This window comes from Pseudomonas sp. P4795 (genome assembly GCF_048822895.1).
In the GTDB taxonomy this organism is placed as follows: Bacteria; Pseudomonadota; Gammaproteobacteria; order Pseudomonadales; family Pseudomonadaceae; genus Aquipseudomonas.
In genome coordinates this window covers 544,856-562,721 of sequence record NZ_JBMFBT010000001.1, presented here as the reverse complement: position 1 = coordinate 562,721, position 17,866 = coordinate 544,856, and the positions used below count along the sequence as shown (strand labels likewise).

The 17,866-nt window shown below is 58.2% G+C and carries 11 protein-coding genes; 4 read left to right on the top strand and 7 right to left on the bottom strand.

Features of this window, described 5'->3' with window-relative positions:
- Positions 1-25 precede the first annotated feature (25 nt).
- Positions 26-1,390: a glutamine synthetase family protein gene (locus ACOI8A_RS02445; protein ID WP_420649434.1), complete on the bottom strand. Its 1,365-nt coding sequence runs from the start codon at positions 1,388-1,390 to the stop codon at positions 26-28.
- 374 nt (positions 1,391-1,764) lie between these two features.
- Positions 1,765-2,562 (bottom strand): MipA/OmpV family protein, encoded by a 798-nt coding sequence (locus ACOI8A_RS02440; RefSeq protein WP_420649433.1) that lies wholly within the window; start codon positions 2,560-2,562, stop codon positions 1,765-1,767.
- Between the two features lie 252 nt (positions 2,563-2,814).
- Here ACOI8A_RS02440 and ACOI8A_RS02435 point away from each other — a divergent pair, with 252 nt between their 5' ends.
- Positions 2,815-4,203: a hypothetical protein gene (locus ACOI8A_RS02435; RefSeq protein ID WP_420649432.1), complete on the top strand. Its 1,389-nt coding sequence runs from the start codon at positions 2,815-2,817 to the stop codon at positions 4,201-4,203.
- A 132-nt stretch (positions 4,204-4,335) separates the two neighbouring features.
- Here ACOI8A_RS02435 and ACOI8A_RS02430 read toward each other — a convergent pair whose 3' ends face one another.
- Both ACOI8A_RS02430 and ACOI8A_RS02425 read right to left on the bottom strand, forming a co-directional pair.
- The gene (locus ACOI8A_RS02430; RefSeq protein ID WP_420649431.1) at positions 4,336-4,953 is read right to left on the bottom strand and encodes a DNA-3-methyladenine glycosylase family protein; all 618 of its coding nucleotides are present in this window, start codon (positions 4,951-4,953) and stop codon (positions 4,336-4,338) included.
- Positions 4,953-6,035, bottom strand: coding sequence for a bifunctional transcriptional activator/DNA repair enzyme AdaA (locus ACOI8A_RS02425; protein WP_420649430.1), 1,083 nt, complete (start codon positions 6,033-6,035; stop codon positions 4,953-4,955). The genes ACOI8A_RS02430 and ACOI8A_RS02425 overlap by 1 nt, the downstream gene beginning before the upstream one ends.
- A 106-nt stretch (positions 6,036-6,141) precedes the next feature.
- On the opposite strand from ACOI8A_RS02425, the gene ACOI8A_RS02420 reads away from it, so the two are divergent.
- A complete protein-coding gene (locus ACOI8A_RS02420) occupies positions 6,142-6,555 on the top strand; it encodes a VOC family protein (RefSeq protein ID WP_420649429.1) in 414 nt (137 codons plus the stop codon).
- Here ACOI8A_RS02420 and ACOI8A_RS02415 read toward each other — a convergent pair.
- Positions 6,552-7,172: a LysE family translocator gene (locus ACOI8A_RS02415; protein ID WP_420649428.1), complete on the bottom strand. Its 621-nt coding sequence runs from the start codon at positions 7,170-7,172 to the stop codon at positions 6,552-6,554. The two genes, ACOI8A_RS02420 and ACOI8A_RS02415, sit on opposite strands and share 4 nt — an antisense overlap.
- Positions 7,173-7,427: 255 nt before the next feature.
- Between ACOI8A_RS02415 and ACOI8A_RS02410 the strand changes: the two genes are divergently transcribed.
- Positions 7,428-8,042, top strand: a complete 615-nt coding sequence (locus ACOI8A_RS02410) for a biliverdin-producing heme oxygenase (RefSeq protein WP_420649427.1) — start codon at positions 7,428-7,430, stop codon at positions 8,040-8,042.
- Positions 8,039-10,276: an ATP-binding protein gene (locus tag ACOI8A_RS02405; RefSeq protein ID WP_420649426.1), complete on the top strand. Its 2,238-nt coding sequence runs from the start codon at positions 8,039-8,041 to the stop codon at positions 10,274-10,276. The genes ACOI8A_RS02410 and ACOI8A_RS02405 overlap by 4 nt, the downstream gene beginning before the upstream one ends.
- An 84-nt stretch (positions 10,277-10,360) precedes the next feature.
- Here the strand turns inward: ACOI8A_RS02405 and ACOI8A_RS02400 are convergent, their stop codons facing one another.
- Both ACOI8A_RS02400 and ACOI8A_RS02395 read right to left on the bottom strand, forming a co-directional pair.
- Positions 10,361-14,020 (bottom strand): hypothetical protein, encoded by a 3,660-nt coding sequence (locus tag ACOI8A_RS02400; RefSeq protein ID WP_420651262.1) that lies wholly within the window; start codon positions 14,018-14,020, stop codon positions 10,361-10,363.
- 26 nt (positions 14,021-14,046) lie between these two features.
- Positions 14,047-17,706 carry a hypothetical protein gene (locus ACOI8A_RS02395; protein ID WP_420649424.1) on the bottom strand — a complete coding sequence of 1,220 codons (3,660 nt, stop codon included), beginning with the start codon at positions 17,704-17,706 and terminating at the stop codon, positions 14,047-14,049.
- Positions 17,707-17,866: the final 160 nt, after the last annotated feature.

Below are 17,866 nucleotides of genomic sequence, written 5' to 3'. Positions count from 1 at the left end.
TCCAGTCAAAAAGGTGAGGAGGGAATCAGGCTTCAGTCAGATACCAGCGCCAATCCTGCTCACCCACTTCGGCCATGAACTGGCGATACTCCGCACGTTTGACGGCCAGATACACCCCGAGAAATTCCTGCCCCAAGGCATCGCGCGCCCACACTGAGTTTTCCAGCGCCGTCAGCGAGGTCAGCCAGTCGGTCGGCAGCAATTCCTTGGCCTGCGCGTAGCCGTTGCCCTGCACCGGTTCGCCCGGATCGAGGTTTTCCGTAATGCCACGATGAATGCCGGCAAGGATCGCTGCAGCCGCCAGATACGGGTTTGCATCGGCGCCGCAGATGCGGTGTTCGATATGCCGAGTATTGGCCGGCCCGCCCGGCACCCGCAGGCTCACGGTGCGGTTGTCGATGCCCCAGGTCGGCGCCAATGGTGCGTAGCTGTTGGCCTGAAACCGTCGGTACGAATTGGCGTTCGGGCAGAACAGCAGCAGCGAATCGAGCAAGGATGTGAGCATGCCGCCAATCGCGGTGCGCAGCAGCGGCGTGCCGGCCGGATCCTCGGAGGCGAACAGATTATGTCCCGCGCCATCGGCCAGGCTGACATGCATGTGCATGCCGGTGCCGGCCAGGTGATCGAACGGCTTGGCCATGAACGTCGCTTGCATGCCGTGCTTGTGCGCGATGGCCTTGACCAGGCGTTTGTAGCGCACCGCCTGATCCATCGCTTCCAGTGCATCGCCGTGTTCGAGGGTGATTTCGACCTGGCCCGGCGCGTATTCGGAAATCGCGGTGCGAGCCGGAATACCGTGCAGTTTGCAGGCGCTATACAGGTCGGCGAGGAACGGCTCGATCTGTTCCAGTTCACGTAAACCGTAGACTTGCGTGTGTCGCGGCCGCCCACCGTCGACATCCAGCGCCGGTTGCGGACGACCGTGGTGATCGCGCTTGGCGTCGAGCAGATAGAACTCCAGCTCACAGGCCATTACCGGGTGAAAACCCTCGGCTTTCATGCGATCAATCACTCGGATCAACAGATGACGTGGGTCGGCAATGCTCGCCGGCATGCCTTGCTCCGGGTGCATGCTGACCTGCACCGCAGCGGTCGGAATCTGCCGCCACGGCAGGCGCACCAGACTGCCTTCGAGCGGATAGGCGCGGCAGTCGATATCGCCGACGTCCCACACTAAACCGGAGTTTTCTACATCGTCACCCTGTACGGTCAGACCGAGAATAGTGCTCGGCAACGGCCGGCCGCTTTCATACACGGCGAGGAGTTCTTCGCGGTGCAACAGCTTGCCGCGCGGCACGCCGTTGGCGTCGAGAATGAACAGCTCGATCATGTCGATATCGGGGTTCTGATCGAGGAAGGTACGGGCGTCTTCAAGGGCTGCAAATTTCATGGATGTCACTCACGCGAGCGCCGCACAGGCGCGCAGATTCGGGCCAGACGCAGCAACGGGCAAAAGCTCGGGCAGTCTGGCTTGGATATCAAAAAAAGAGGGGGACTAGCGGATATCCGGCGGGCGTGCGGAGTGACGGAGTTTGGAGCGCAGCAAAGCCATGGGGAGATTGACGATACGGTTCATACGCCGCCCCTGTGGGAGAGGGCGCGCAGCGTAGACACGTTCAACGATTCTAATTGTTGTAGGGACGTGCTCATGACGCGTGTTTCCGTTGGCGGAAAACGTCGGCGGCGGGAGTGTCCCGCCGTGCCGGTGTGGCTGGATAGTAAGGGCAAAGTCGCGGACAAGTAAACGACCGATTGGCGCCGCGATCAGAAGTTGTAGACCACCTGGCCGGCCAATGAAGTCTGCAACCGGCGCTCGACTATCGGGCTGTCCGCCGCATCGTTGCTCAGATACTGCGCCGCCAGTACTGCCGACAGGCTCCATTGTTCATCCAGCGGCAACGACCACGTAAGATCCGCGCCACGACTGATCAAACCGCCACGCGCCTTGTACGCTTTGAACTGACTGCGCGAGGCCTGAGCGGCGCTGACGCCGTACCAGGTGCGCAGGTAATCGCTGTCACCGAACTGGCTGTTCAAACTGCCCGTCAACGTGCCCAGCGGCCCGTCATACAGCGGCGCACTGATGCTCAGCTTCAGGCGATTCCAGCCCGAGCCGGTGTCGTGATCATCCTTATCCTTTTCCAGCGCATGCTCGAAACTCGCGCCGAGAATGATCGGCCCCATGTGATAGCTGCCGTCCACCCCCAGCACCGGGCGCGACTTGATCGACCCAATGCCGTTGAGCTCATCCGAGCCCTTGAACCCGGTCTTGCGATCCTTGCGCACATCACTCGCGCCGACGTACACGCTCAAGCCGAAATCGTCTTCGTCAAACCCCCAGCCGAGACCGCGTGAAGTGTCGAAGAAAATCCCGTACGGGCTGCTGATTTCCACAGCCGCCACAGGCGCCACAATCCGTTCGGCACTGCCGCTGTAACGCGGCGCACTGATGGCTCCGGCACTGAGTCTGGCCTGCCAGTCTTCGGCGCGCAGGGAATCGGCCGGCAGCAGCAGGCAAATGGATGTCAGGGACAACGAGAATGTGCGAAACGAAACTTGCATGGGGCACCTGTGGGGAATGTGGATGCGCCCATGCTAGGCGGGTGACGGCGGGCAATCTTTGGCAGCTTTGTCGGGAAACTGTCAAAGACTGTGAAGCCGGTTTCAGCTCAGTCCCGGTGGGCGCCGGGTGAATCATCTTGAAGTGCTTTGGCAGTGGGAATGGCGGGGCAGGGTCTGGTAGGTTTCGGCCATGATTTTGCACCGGCAATGACGCCGAGCGCTGATGCAGCAACCATTCAAGGATGAAACAACATGCCACTGAAACCGCCGATCAAGGGCACAAGCCCGGTCGATGTTCATATCAGACCTTCCACCGACGGCCCGACACTGGGGCCGGTGATTCGGCCGAGTGTCAATCTCACTCCGACGCCATCTCAGCACCTTCCCGGTGCGCTGAAGACACCGCAGGCCAGCGCTGGAGATATCGTTGCTTCCGTGTCAACGCTGACTGTTCGCGATGTTGCGGGCGTGCCAGAAGTTTCGCCGAATGCCGGGCAACGACCGCTGGAGGATTACCGCGTCAACGCCGCAGCCCGGCTTACGGAAGTCGACGCCGAGGGGCTCAGATCCTTCAAGGGACGTCAGTTCGCTGAAGTGCCGGGGCAGGGCGTTGTTCAGGTCGGAACTGATCAACAGACCGGCTTGTACCGAGCCAAACTGGCCAGCGAACTCAACCCGTCCGGCCCGGCTCTGGAGCGCGACAGTGATGGCACTGTCTGGCATCCGCTGGAAGAGTTCGCCACAGACGCCTCGCGTACGCCCGATCCGCGCAACGAAGGCGGGTCGACGCTGGAGGCCCTGGCGCATCCGAGGGAGGCCGAGGACGGCAACCAGCGCGATTCCTCTGACGACCCATTCGAGCTGGCGTCGGAATCGATGCCGATCAAGCCCTACACCGAGCAGGAACTCGCCTTCATGCGCGAGGAGACCCGCTACACCTTCCGCGACAATCAACTGGGCTCATATAACCGTGCCAACAACGGCAAATATCCGCTGCGCGATACGTTCGGCAGGCCGGTGCGGATTCGCAAGCTTGAAACCATAGTCACGCTGACCACGGGAGAGAAATACACCTCCGGGCCGATCAAGCCTTACATCAAATTTGAAGGCTTCGAAGACGTCGCCAGGCTCTACGAAGAGAAGCTCGAGCTGCGCACGTTCACCGAGGCCGACGTGAAAGTGCCGGGTGAACGCGGCCTTATCGGGCAATCGATGGTGGTGGCCAACAGGCGAATCAATAAAGGTGAAGCCTTGGGCCTGTATGGCGGAATGCTCAGCCCGTTGCGGCTGGTCAGGCGTCAGGAACAGACCTTCACCATGCTGGCCGGGTCTTACGTACATTACGGGCCGGGAAACTTGATTGAAGAACCGGTGGTTATCATCGGCGATAACATCATTTCCCGGCTTAACTCGAACTTTGAGTATGACGCCAGCGGCAAGCCGATTCGGCAATCGCCGGACGGCTATAACGTGCAGACCGTCGGATTCAAAGTCGAAGCGGACATGTTGATTGGCGATCGGCTAGTCAACCGGCCATACATGTTGAATGCGCTGTTTGCCACGCAAGATATTCCGGCGGGGACGGAGTTACGCTGGAATTACAATTATTCGGATAAAGAGATGAAGATGATTTTCGGCTGAATGGAAGTATTGATTGTGCTGACGCCATCGCTGGCAGCCCAGCTCCCACACGTTTACTTGCTCGAACTCAACGCTCGTGTTCGCTTAAAACCCTGTGGGAGCTGGCCTGCCAGCGATGAACGATAACGCGGCCTACGGTTTGGCCACCCGCCACAAATACCAGGCCGCTACGGTCCGAAACGGACTCCAGCCCAACCCGATCTCAATCATCTGCTTGCGCGCAGGCTGCACCTGCAACCCCTTCAATCGCCGATACCCCTCGCGCACGCCAAAATCATCCGCCGGTAACACATCCATCCGCTCCAGGCTGTAGATCAACAACATCTCCACCGTCCAGCGCCCAACCCCGCGCAGGCTGACCAAACGTTCAATCAACGCCTCATCCTCCATCGCCAGCGCGGTAGCGTAATCCGGCACCACGCCATCCAGCGTCGCCTGAGCAATCCCCTGAATCGTCGCAATCTTGCCGGCCGAAAACCCGCAGCCGCGCAGGCTGGCGAAATCTGTTGCCAGAATCTGCTCCGGACGCGGAAACGTCTGATCAGGAAACAATCCCACCAGCCGTCCGACAATCGCATCGCCCGCCTTGGCATGCAGTTGCTGGTAGGCAATCGCGCGCACCAGCGATTCATAAGGATCCCGCGCCGGATGCGGCTGATGCATACACGGGCCGATGGCCGCGATATGCCGCTGCCAGTCGGCATCCAGCCCTGCGAGAAATGTACTTGCCGTTTGATATGTATCGGTCATCAGAAAGCCAATGGTTGCCTGAGCTGCACCGCTGCATTCTCGAGCCTGAGCAGAAACGCCTTACGCGGTTGCCCACCACCATAGCCGGTCAGCGAGCCGTCCGCGCCGATCACCCGATGACACGGCACCACAATCGACAGCCGATTGTGCCCATTCGCAAGCCCTACCGCACGGCTCGCGCCAGGTTTTCCCAGACGCGCAGCGATGGCGCCATAGGTGCTGGTGTGGCCGTAGGGAATTTGCAGCAGTTCCGCCCAGACCTGCCGGGCGAACTCGCTACCCGGCATGTGCAGCGGTGTGCTGAATTGGTCGAGCTTGCCGGTGAAATACTGCGCCAGTTCCGATTCGATCTGCTGCAAATGCGCGTTGTGCCCCGGAGCGACCACATAGCCATGCCGGCTCTGCAGTTCTTCGACTTCGCGAGTCAGCGCCGGGCGGTCGAGAAACTCCAGCAGCACCAGTCCCCGGCGCTCGGCCATGGCGATCATCGGCCCCAGTGGCGTGGTCAGGCGCGTGAACAGCAGCGGTTCACTCGAACCGACGCGCCCCGGCGTAATGTGAAAAGACTTTTGAAACGCATCGCGAAAACCGCTCAGTGATTCATACCCGGACTCGAACGCGGCGTGATCAATCGAGGTGCCTTGGCGAATCCCGCCCAGCGCCATGCCCAGACGCCGTGTGCGCAGCCAGGCGTGAAAGGTCATGCCGAAATGCTGTTTGAACCAGCGCCGCAGCTTCAGCGGTTCGATGCCCTCGGCGAGCAATTGCGCATCGCTCCAGCGCACCTCCGGATCAGCATCCACGGCTTTCAACAAACCCTGCACCCAATCCGGCGCAATAGCCGCAGCGTCCAGCGGTTTGCAGCGCAGGCAAGCGCGATAACCGGCAGACATGCATTCGTCGGCATGCGCAAAGAACTCGACATTCTCCGGTTTCGGCTTGCGCGCGGTGCAGCTTGGGCGACAAAAAATCCCGGTGGTTTTCACCGCCGTGAAGAACACGCCTTCGTAGGCAGTGTCGCGTTCGAGCATGGCGCGAACCATTTCGGCGTGGGATGGCAGCGTGGCGGTTTGTATGTTCATGGGCTGAGCATAAATCCAGGTTTTCGATAGCTCCACCGAAAAATCGACAATGAATTTTGATGGCCTTGTTCTACAGTCAAAGCCTGTGCATCCATGGAATCACGTCATGCATCCATTCATCATCCAACACATCGATCACATCGTTCTGCGTGTCGAAAACATGCAACGCAGCATCGAGTTCTACCAACAGGTATTCGGGGCTGAAGTGGTCAAGCGTCAGGAAAAGCTCGGCCTGGTGCATTTGCGCGCAGGCACTTCGATGATCGACCTGGTCGACATCGCAGGCGAAATCGGCCGCAAGGGCGGTGCCGCTGCCGGTAGCGAGCGGCGTAATGTCGATCACTTCTGCCTGCGCATCGAGCCATTCAATGAGGAGGCGCTGATCGCTCATCTAGAGTCGTTCGGCCTGACAGTCGAGAAAGCCGCACTGCGTTTCGGCGCTGAAGGCAGCGGCTTGTCGCTGTATTGCTTCGACCCGGACGGTAATCAAGTCGAACTCAAAGGCCCGTCCGAAACCTAGGCACGCTTGGCCAGCAGCAGTACGGAAGCCGCCGCTGACAGCAGCCCTGCGCAGCAGCGGTTGAAGATCCGCTTGCCGCGCGGTTCGGCGAACCAGCGGCGCATGTGCAGGCCCATGTAGGCGTAGGCGCTGATGGCGATCCATTCCAGCAACAGAAACAACGTCCCGAGCACCGCGAATTGCCCGGCAATCGGTCGAGTCGGGTCAACGAACTGCGGTAGAAACGCGGTGAAAAGCAGAATCGCTTTCGGATTGCCGGCCGCTACAAAAAACTCCTGCCGGGCCAGCGCGACCATTCCAGCCGTGGCGCCGGTCACGATGTCCTGCGCATGCGGATCGGCGCGCCATAGCTGCCACGCCAGATACAGCAAATACCCTGCGCCAATGATCTTGATCGCCGAGAACAGCCATTCCGACGTTTGCAGCACCACAGACAAACCGGCGGCGGCGAGCGCAATCATTCCGGCAAACGCGAACAACCGCCCGATTCCCGCCACGCAAGCGCGACGGTAGCCATAGCGGGTGGCGTTGCTTACCGACAGCAGGTTGTTCGGGCCGGGGGCCATATTCAGTGCGAAGCAGGCCGGGAGAAAAATGGCGAGGGTGGCGAGATCCATGACGCGCGCTCCATTGGCTGAGCGCTATTTTTATCACGGGCAGATGCGAGCCTGACCCGTACAGCCATGGTGAAGTGTCGCGGTACAGGTCGATCGAACTTTATGGCACTTTGCTAACTCTGAGCCATCACGGAGGGCGGTAATTGGTCAGAAAAAACCGTCCGCCCGGTCAGAAAGAGCGCTCGGCCGTGTAAGATCCGCGCCACGCTTTTACATACCTTCATGGCCCCAGGCGGCCCTTTACGAGCGATATACATGCAAGCAAAGGCCCGTGAGGTTTATGTGCCCCCGGTGTTGCAAGATTTGCGCGCCGGCACTGCCGAACTGCACATCGCACTGGAAAAACGCCTTCCTTTCTTCTCCGATGCCCTCGATTTGAACGCTTTTATGCGGCTGATGCAGGCCTATTACGGTTTCTATCGACCGCTGGAAAGTGCCTTGCAGGACAGTCAGTCGATTCCTGCTGATTTTGATCTGGCGCCGCGCTTGAAAGCTTTGACGCTGCTCAAAGACCTGCAAGCCCTGGGCATGCAGACTCAAGCGTTGCAAGACTTGCCGATCTGCCGCAACTTGCCCGTTATTGATTCCAGCGCTGCATGCCTCGGCGTGTTGTACGTACTGGAAGGCGCGACGCTCGGCGGACAGATCCTGCGCCGCGAGATCGCCGCAAAGCTGAGTCTCGAAGCCGACAACGGCGCGGCGTTCCTCGACATCTATGGTGCTGCCACCGGCCGCCGCTGGCGCGAATTCATCGAGTATCTGGGCACGCGCCCGCTGGACGCCGACGAGCGCAAATGTGTTGTCGCCGCTGCGCAATCCACATTCAGCTGTTTCGAACACTGGCTCGAAAGCCAGGAGGTTCTGGTATGACCCCGCAAGACCAACAAGCCTTTGAAGAGTTGCTGGCCAACTGCGCCGACGAGCCGATCCGTTTTCCCGGTGCGATCCAGCCGCACGGCCTGCTGCTGACCCTGAGCGAACCTGCGCTGAATGTGGTTCAGGTCAGCGCCAACGTTGAAACCCTGCTCGGGCGAGCGCCGCAAGAGGTGATCGGTCAACTGCTGGACAGCCTGATCGGCGAGGCCTACGCCGGCCAAGTGCGCGAAGCTTTGCAGCAGCCGAGCCTGTCCGACCCGTCGCCGCTGCTGTTGCGCCTCAACGGCACGGCGTTCGACGCACTGCTGCACCGTCATCAGGGCGTGCTGATTCTGGAGCTGGAAATCCACGTCGAGAACTTCCAGCCGCGCAACGTCGCCGGTAAGCACACCCACCTCGGCCGGATGTTGCAACGCCTGCAAGGGGCCAAGAGCCTGCAGGCGCTGTACGACATCAGCGTCAAGGAAATTCAGGCGATGACCGGTTACGACCGGGTGCTGATCTATCGTTTTGAGGAGGAGGGCCACGGTCAGGTCATCGCCGAAGCGTCCGACCCATCGATGGAAGTTTTCAACGGTCTGTTTTTTCCGGCGTCCGACATCCCCGCGCAGGCGCGTGAGCTGTACCGCACCAATTGGCTGCGGATCATTCCGGATGCGGCGTATCAACCGGTGCCGTTGCTGCCCAAATTGCGCCCGGACAACCAGACCCCGCTCGACTTGAGCTTCGCCACCCTGCGCAGCGTGTCGCCGATCCACTGCCAGTACATGAAAAACATGGGCGTGCTGTCGTCGATGAGTATTTCGCTGCTCAAGGGTGATCGGTTGTGGGGGCTGATCAGCTGCGGCAACCGCGAGCCGCTGCACGTTCCGCATGAATTGCGCACTGCCTGCCAGACCATTGGCCAGGTGTTGTCGCTGCAGATCAGCGCGATGGAAGCGCTGGAAGTCAGCCGTCAGCGCGATGAGAAAGTCGAGAGCCTGGCGCTGCTCAATCAGGCAATGATCGACTCGCCGTCGAATGTCTTCGACGGTCTGGCGCAGCATCCGCAAATCCTCATGGCGCTGGCGAATGCCGGCGGTATCGCGATCATCGAAGACAAACAGTTGCATCGCTACGGCAACTGCCCGGAACCGGAAGAAATCCGCGCCCTGCACAAATGGCTGCAAGACAGCGGCGAGCCGGTTTTCGCCAGTCACCACCTGTCCAGCGTTTACCCGCCGGCCGCGCAGTTTCAGCAGGTGGCCAGCGGCGTGCTCGCGCTGAGCCTGCCCAAACCGGTGGACAACGGCGTGCTGTGGTTTCGTCCGGAAGTCAAAGAGAACATCAACTGGAGCGGCAACCCGGAAAAGCCGCTGGACCTGGAAAACTCCGAAGCCGGCCTGCGCTTGCGCCCGCGCACTTCGTTCGAAATCTGGAAGGTCGAAATGGCCGGGATTTCCACCAAATGGAGCCACGGTGATCTGTTCGCCGCCAACGACCTGCGCCGCTCGGCACTGGAAAATGATCTGGCGCGCCAGGTGCGTCGCGAACAGGCAGCGGTGCGCGCGCGTGATGAGCTGGTCGCCGTGGTGTCCCACGATTTGCGCAATCCGATGACCGTGATTTCCATGCTCTGCGGCATGATGCAGAAGGCCTTCAGCTCGGATGGCCCGCACACCTCGCGGCGTATCTCCACGGCGATCGACACCATGCAGCAGGCCGCCGGGCGCATGAACACGCTGCTCGAGGACTTGCTCGACACCTCGAAAATCGACGCCGGGCGCTACAGCATCACGCCGCAAAAACTCGATGTCAGCCAGATGTTCGAAGAGGCGCAGGCGCTGCTCGCACCGTTGGCGCTGGACAAGGACATCAGCATCTCGTTCGCGGCCGATCCTGACCTGAGCATTCATGCCGATCCTGAGCGACTGTTTCAGGTGCTGTCGAATCTGGTGGGTAACGCAATCAAATTCACTCCGCGTCTGGGCACGGTCGACGTGCACGCCAAATCAGTCGGCGACGAGATCGTCTTCACCGTGCGCGACAGCGGTGAAGGCATTCCCAAGGATCACTTGCCGCATGTGTTCGATCGATACTGGACAGTGAAGGAAGGCAATCCGAACGGCACAGGTCTGGGCCTGTACATCACGCAAGGTATCGTCGAGGCGCATGGCGGGCGGATCGTCGCCGAGAGTGAACCGGGGCAGGGCAGCGAGTTTCGTTTCACGGTGCCGCGTCTGGCTTGATCGCACAGGGCAGTTCTGGTCGTAGAAGACCCGTACGCCGCTGAGCGGAGTACGGGTCTTTGTCATCCACTCAGGTGGCGAACATCAGAAAATGCCGTTGAGTTCCCTGAAAACGTGGGGTGGCATGGCTTTGAACTGGTCGCGACGCAATTGACTGATCGCGTACAGCGCGCTGGCAGTTCGGCCATTGCCGTCGCCAAAACCCTGGAACCCGACAACTGCCGCGAGCACGTGTTTATCAAAGTGCTCATGACTTGCGTTCAACGCCTGCAAATGTTCTTCGAGTAGCGCGAAACCGGTGGGGCTGCTGCCATATTTGGTCGGCGCACCCGCATCGCGCACTCGGCCGACAGCTTGCGGCACAAGATGGCGATGGATATCGCGAATAACCGCTGGATCGGTCAAGGACGCCTTGTTGGCCGTGTACTCGCGTAAAACGTTAACGACATTATCGAAGTTGTTACCGTTGGACGTTGAGCCGTTGAGCATCCACGCGGCTGCTCTCTCGGAGTGATCGGTGTAGCCCATTGGATTGAAGAGTGAATCCGGCATCACGTCGTTGTAGGGCGGCCTGCCCAGATCAAGTTTCAGAACGTCCTTCTGATAACCCTTCATATATCGGGCTTTTTTGCTTTCGAGTTCGTACAGCACCGTCAGGGTTTCGGTGTAACTCTGGGCAGTGCTGCGTGCATCGTTGAGCTGAACGGGGTGGCCTTTTACGAACGCCTCCGTCAGCTCTTCCAGCGCCTGGCGACCGATCAAGGATTGCAGTTCACCTGCCTGTTTCGATTGATACGCGGTTTCCTTGACCGCGTTATTGGCCAGATGGCCTAACTCTGTTTCGGTAACCCCTTTGGGCAACTTGAAGTTCTTTTCGCTCAAGTGCGTGACGATTTGTTGGGCGGTTTCAATTGCATCGCTTTTCAGCAACGCCCGCCCGTGGGCGACGGTGTCCAACGACATGCGTGCCTGGGCCGCCGAACCGGTGTGATCAATCGCTTTGAGCAGGTCGTAGCCGTTGGCGCCGCTCAAAAAACGCAGTTGCTGTCTGGCTTGGTTGGCAAGTTCGAGTGCTTGTCCGCTCAGTTTTACCGCGCCGCGCCCGAGGAGTTTGCCAGCGCCCTTGAGCAGTTGTGGCAATCCGGAAATCGGGTTGAACAGGCTGATGGCCGTGCTCGCCAATATGCGTGACGCCGCAAGGAGTTTGCCCGCGATGGTTGCTGCTTTGGTGGCGGCCGCAGCAATTGCAACGGGCGCGGCGACGAAGGTCAGCGCCAACACGGCTGCGTCGACAATACAGTCAAAAATCGCACCGCCGTGTTTTTTCGGGTCACCGGAAGCCAGCCCCTCCACGCAGCTCTTGAAGGGAATGATCAGGTTTAGAATCATATTGAAGATGGCGTCGGATTTTTCAATGGCTTTTTCCCGCTCCGTCTGTTGCAGGCCCAGTTGATGAATCTCGCTCTCGGTGATGTACGGGTTCTTCTGAGAGATCAACTCGGCCAGCGCTTGCGTGCGCGCAGAGCGGAAAAGAGGCGCCGAATCGTATGCCTCGGCGGCAATTGCAGCGAACGTCCCGATCTTGCGTACATGAATTCTGCGTTTGAAGTGTGGTGCTGGAGCACCGTTTTGCAAGTAAGCTTTTAGATCGATCGGGACTTCCGGAAGCTGTTTTTGATCGACGAAATGAGTGTTCATATACAAATAGTCGCCGAACACCAGTTGTTTGAAAAAGCCTTCCAGTTCCAGGTTGCGGCGGCACTCCATACGCAGTGGAAACAACTCGAAGCACCTGATGCCGTCAACGTACTGTGCGCACAAAATGACGCCATAACGACCTGTTTCTCCCAAGCTATAGACAGGATTATTGATGCCGGTTCGACCGCTGCTTGTCCTGCGTCTGACATTGACATTTTGCACGCAGTAAACGCCGATCGCGCCGTGCTGCAGGAATGCCGCATCTTCTGCGTTCAATTGTGAAATAGCGATCTGAATGTTGCCTGCGAGCCCGCCCACAATTGTAGTGAGGTGACTGGCAGTGGCCGTGGCATACAACTCGGCAACGGGGAACAGTTCGCTCAGGCCTGGAAAAGATTTGTAGATACTGCCGCCTTTGATGCGGTCCCAATCCTCTGTGTGAAGTTCATCGCCCATATAAAGGTCGAGCACCGAAACTTTCCTGCCGGCACCTCCTCCCGTGCCGCGATGTTTGACCAATAGCTCATGCGGATTGCAATCCGCTGCCTCGGACTTCAGTTCATCCAGTGCGAGCTGTTTACGATCCGGCAGAGGTGTAGAAAACCTGGCGGCAGCTTCAATCATTGTGTCGATGTAGCGTTCGTATTCGCGTGCGGCGCGAATTACATCATCCGGGCTCAGACTGCCGTCTGCGTCGCGGGTGACATACCCGTTCATCCACGCCCAAGTGACCACCGGGTCTACGGACCCGACGGCATGCAGCGCTGCCAATGAGCCCATGGCTTTTACGGATTGGGTGAAACCCATCAAATGTTGATAATTCATCTTGCGGCTGGCGCCCGGCACCAGAACTTCGACCAGGTGCACGGCCTGTGTGGCAACCACCCAGGTGGGTGTGCCCATTCGCATGCTCTGCGGCCAGTCGGTAAACAGGTATTCCGGCGCCATGCCGGCGAGGACCATATGTGCCACCAGCGGCGCGAACAAACTGTCGAGTTCGAGGCTGTCGATCAGATGTTTTTCCAATTGCGCCCGTACATCGTCAGGGTGGCGTCTGAAGAAGCTTTTCGAATAAAGATCGAACCCGGCGAAGTGGGTGTTGGCCGCATCCAGGTTCGGGTCGAGATCGAGCAGCAATACAGCAATCAAAAGCTGCTCTACCAATTCGGGAGACGCTGGTTTCTCGGCCTTCCCGGCAACCCAACCCAATGCGTCGAGGTATTCTTTTGCTTGTCCAGAGTTGATTACGGCGCCATCGATCAAGCGCTGCAGGCGGAAGTCGTCGCTGTTCGAAATACCGTCTGCCGAAGTGCTTGCCAGCATTAAATGGCTGCCATGGATATGCACCAGTATGTCGTCTTCCCAGGTGTAGCGACGGGTCACATCACGAATGATTGAGCGTGCGTTGTCGTCCAGTTTGAACGGCGAATCGTCGGGCGCGTCCAGCACTTCCCAGCAGTTTGCGTACTTCGGTTGCTCAGGCAATGTCGAGAAATTCAGCAGGTCCAGCAGGCCCCGGGTGTCTTGTTCATTGTCCGGGACTTGCAGTCCGTGAAAGCACAGCCATTGGCCGACAGTGATTTCGTCGCCCGTGATGATCCAGCCGCCACTTAATGCGGCGACTTTGGCCAATAGCTGGAGGTTGTCATCGAAATCCGCCATACCTGCAACATCGGCGGTGATGTCTTGACGAGACACAAACGCGATAGCGGGTCGGTCGTTGCTGGAAACCATGTTTCGATAGCTGTGAAACAGCCGGCCATGCTCGTTCACCAGGAAAATTGCATCATCCGAAATCTTGCGTCGAGCCCGGACGAAGTGAAACTCGTCACTGCGCAGAAGTATGGACAGAGAAACTTTGCCACTGCGATGGATTCGGTCAAATGCACTGTCTTCGATGCACGGGACAAGGATCTCGTTCCAGCTCCAACCGAGGCGTTCGATAACTAACGTGTCTTTGATAAAGTTGCTGATTGTTGTGATTGTATTTTGTTTCTGAAGTTTGTCGGTGGGCGTGTACGCCTGATTATCTGTTGAAGTAGTCATTGAAAAATCCATTTTCCGATGGTGTATCAGAATATTCCGTTGAGTGACGCAAATACGTGGGGTGGCAGGGCATTGAACCCGTTCCGCCGCAGTTGAATGATCGAATACAACGCACTTGCCGTACGTCCATTGCCGTCGCCAAATCCCTGAAAACCGACCACGGCCGCGAGCAGGTGTTTATCAAAGTGCGGATGGCTCGCGTCGAGCGTTTTCAGGTGCTGTTCCAGCAAGGAGAAACCGGTGGGACTGCTGCCGTACTTGGTTGGGGAACCCGCATCGCGCACCCGTCCAACAGCCTCCGGTACCAGTCTGCGGTGGATCTCCCGGATAACAGTCGGATCGGCCAAAGGCGCGTTGTTGCTGGTGAACTCGCGCAAAACCCCGAGGATGTTTTCAAAGTCATTACCGTCGGAGGTCGAGCCTTTCAACATCCACGCCGCTGCTCTTTGCGATTGATCGGTGTAGCCCAAGGGATTGAAAGCAGACTCCGGCATAACGTCGCTATAAGGCGCTTTGCCCAGATCCTGTTTCAGGACGCCTTGCTGATAGTCCGTCATGTATCGGGCTTTTCTGGCTTCGAGGCCGTAGAGGTCGGCCAGGGTTTCTGCGTAACTCTGCGCGGTATTGCGCACATCGTTGAACTGCAGGGGATGACCTTTTATGAACGCGTCGGTCAACTCGTCCAGCGCCGGGCGACCGATCAGCGATTCCAGATCGTTGGCCTGTTTGTATTGGTAGGCGGTTTCTTTAACGGCGTTGTTGGCGAGGTGGCGCAGTTCCGTATCTGAAATCCCCTTTGGCAACGTGAAGTGCTTTTCACTCAGTCGCGCGACAACCTGTTGCGCGGTTTCGATGGCATCACTTTTCAGCAGTGCACGCGCATGCGCCACCGTGTCCAGCGACATGCGGACTTGCGAAGCCGAACTGGTATGTTCGAGTGCCTTGATCAGGTCATAACTGTTGGCACCGGTCAGAAAACGCAGTTGCTGGCGTGCCTGACGCGCGACGGAAAGTGTATGCCCGCTCAACTTGGCCACGCCACGCCCGAGCAATTTGCCGCCGCCCTTGAGCAACTGCGGCAGTCCCGACAACGGGTTAAACAGGCTCAGTGCCAGGCTTGCCAACACCCGCGATGCCGACAGCAGCTTGCTGGCAACGGTCACGGCTTTGCTGGTGGCGGCGGCAATGGCAACTGGTGCGGCCACAAACGTCAGTGCCAGCACTGCGGCGTCGACAATGCAGTCGAAAATGGCGGCGCCGTGTTTTTTCGGATCACCTGAAGACAATCCTTCCACGCACCCCTTGAAGGGAATGATCAGGTTGAGAATGACGTTGAAGATGGCCTCGGTCTTTTCAATCGCCTTTTCCCGAGTGGTCTGCTGAAGACCCAACTGGTGGATCTCTTTTTTGTTGATGTACGGATTTGCTGCGGCAATAAGCCGGGCCAGCGCTGCTATGCGCTTAGAGCGGAAGTAAGGTGCCGGACTGTAGTCATCTGCGGTATCTGCTGGCAGTGTCGCGATTCTGCGAACCTGAACCCGCGATTGCTGATTATTCTTCGGCGCAACGTTTTTCAGGTAGGCCTGCAAGTCAAGCGGGATTGTTCCTTCGAACTCTTTCTTTTCGACGAAGCGAGTGTCGAGGTCAACGTAGGTCCCGGACACGAGCGGGCTGAAAATATCCTCAAGGCTGGAGCTATATCGACACTCCATTCGCAGTGGAAACAACTCAAAACATTTGATGGCGTAACTATCCTGCACGCAGATCACAACGCCGTAACGGCCCGTTTCGCCAGCAGCCCAAAACCCCCCGGCTACCCCTCCACCTTGCGTGGCTCTCTGAGGCCGATAGTCGAGTTTCTGTACGCAGTAGACACCCACAGCCCCCAGTTCGATCGATGCCGCATCTTCCGGGTCAAGTTGGGAAATGGCGATCTGGATATTACTGGTCAGGCCCTGGATGATTGCCTCGAAGTGCGCACCGGTTGCCTCTTCATACAGATCGGGAACTGGTGTCAGGTACACCAGATTGGAAAAGGCTTCGTAAATACTCGGGCCTCTTTTGCGGTTCCAGTCCTTGGTGTGCAGTTCGTCGCCCATATACAGATCGAGCACCGAAACCTGGCGTCCGGCACCACCGCCGCTGCCGCGCACTTTGACCAGCAACTCGTCGGGATCGCAGTTCTTTTCCTGCAACTTGAGTTCTCGCAGTGCGAGTTGTCTGCGATCTGGCAACGGTCTGGAAAACCTTTCGGCGGCTTCCAGCATCATGGTGATGTAATGGTCGTATTCGCGAGTGGCGAGTGCGACCAGTTCCGGGCTCAGATTGCCTTCTGCATCGCGCACGACCAGTCCGTTCATCAATGCCCAGCTGACCACCGGATCGACCGCGCCTTCAGCCTGCAATGCGGCAAGCGGTGCCATGGCTTTGGCCGATTGGCTGAAGCCCATCAGATGTTGATAGGTCATCTTGCGGCTGGCGCCAGGAATCAGCGCTTCGACCAGATGCACAGCCTGAGTGGCCACCACCCACGCCGGCGTGCCCATTTGCAGGCTGGCCGGCCAGTCGGCAAACAGATACTCCGGCGCCATACCGCCGAGGACCATTTCCGCCACCAGCGGGGCGAACAGAAAGTCCACGTCCAGGTTACCGATCAGGTGCTTTTCCAGTCGTGCCTTTACATGGGATGGATGGCGCTTGAAATACTCTCGCGAATACAGATCGAAGCCAGCGAAGTGAGTATTCGCAGCGTCTAAGTCTGGATCGAAATCCAGTAGAAGCGCCGCAATGATCAGTTGCTCGATAAATTCCGGTGACGGCTTTGATGCGCCTTCTTGAGTAAACCAACCCAATGCCTGCAAGTAGTCCTGAGCCTGCCCGGACGCCCAGACTGTGGTTTCGATCAAGCGTTGCAGGCGATAGTCGGTGCTGTTGGAGAAGCCGTCCGCCGAGGCGCTTTCAAGTTTCAAATGGGCGCCAAAGACCTCCACCAGCCGCGCATCAGCGCCGGTGAGATCGTTTGTCACCTGCTTGATAATTGCCCGGCGCTGTTCATTCAGTTGGAAAACCGAATCGTCAGGAGCGTCCAGCAACTCCCAATAGTTTGCGTACTTGGGACGCTCGGGCAATGTCGAAAAGTTCAGCAGATCAAGCAGGCCGCGTGTGTCTTGCTCATTATCCGGTACTTGCAGTTTCTGGAAGCGCAGCCACTGGGCGACAATGATCTCGTCTCCGCTGGTTACCCAGCCGCCACTCAGCTTGGCCATTTTGGCCAACAGCCTGAGTTCCTCTGCAAAATCCGTCAGCCCGGCGACTTCGGTAGTGATGTCCCGGGGCGAAACGTATTCCGCGCTCGGATGATCCTTGCTGGAGATCAGATTCCTGTAAGAGAAATACAAACGGCCATTGTCATCTACCAGAAAAATCGCGTTCTGCGGCATGTTGCGCCGCTCACGCAGCGCCTTGAACTCGGGACGCCGCACGAGTATCGCCAACGAGATTTTGCCAAGACGATGCGTCTGATCGAATGCACTGTCCTCTACACCGCGAACAAGAATCTGGTTCCATGCCCAGCCGAGACTTTCGATGGCGTATTGATTGGCAATGAAGTCGGTGATTGTTTGAGCAACGGATTTCTTTTGAAGTGTGTCGGCGGAATACGCGGCTTTATTGTCGTTGGATAGCATTAGTTAAAATCCATTTTCTGATGGCTCGTTGATATATAAAAAACAAACATTCGTTAGTTGGCTGTCTGGCGTCAGGCGGCTGGAGTTTGGAGAGTAAAGCGCGGTGGAGAAAGTGGTGGATCGTTGGATATACCAACTGTTTCAGGGTTGTCTTTCAATC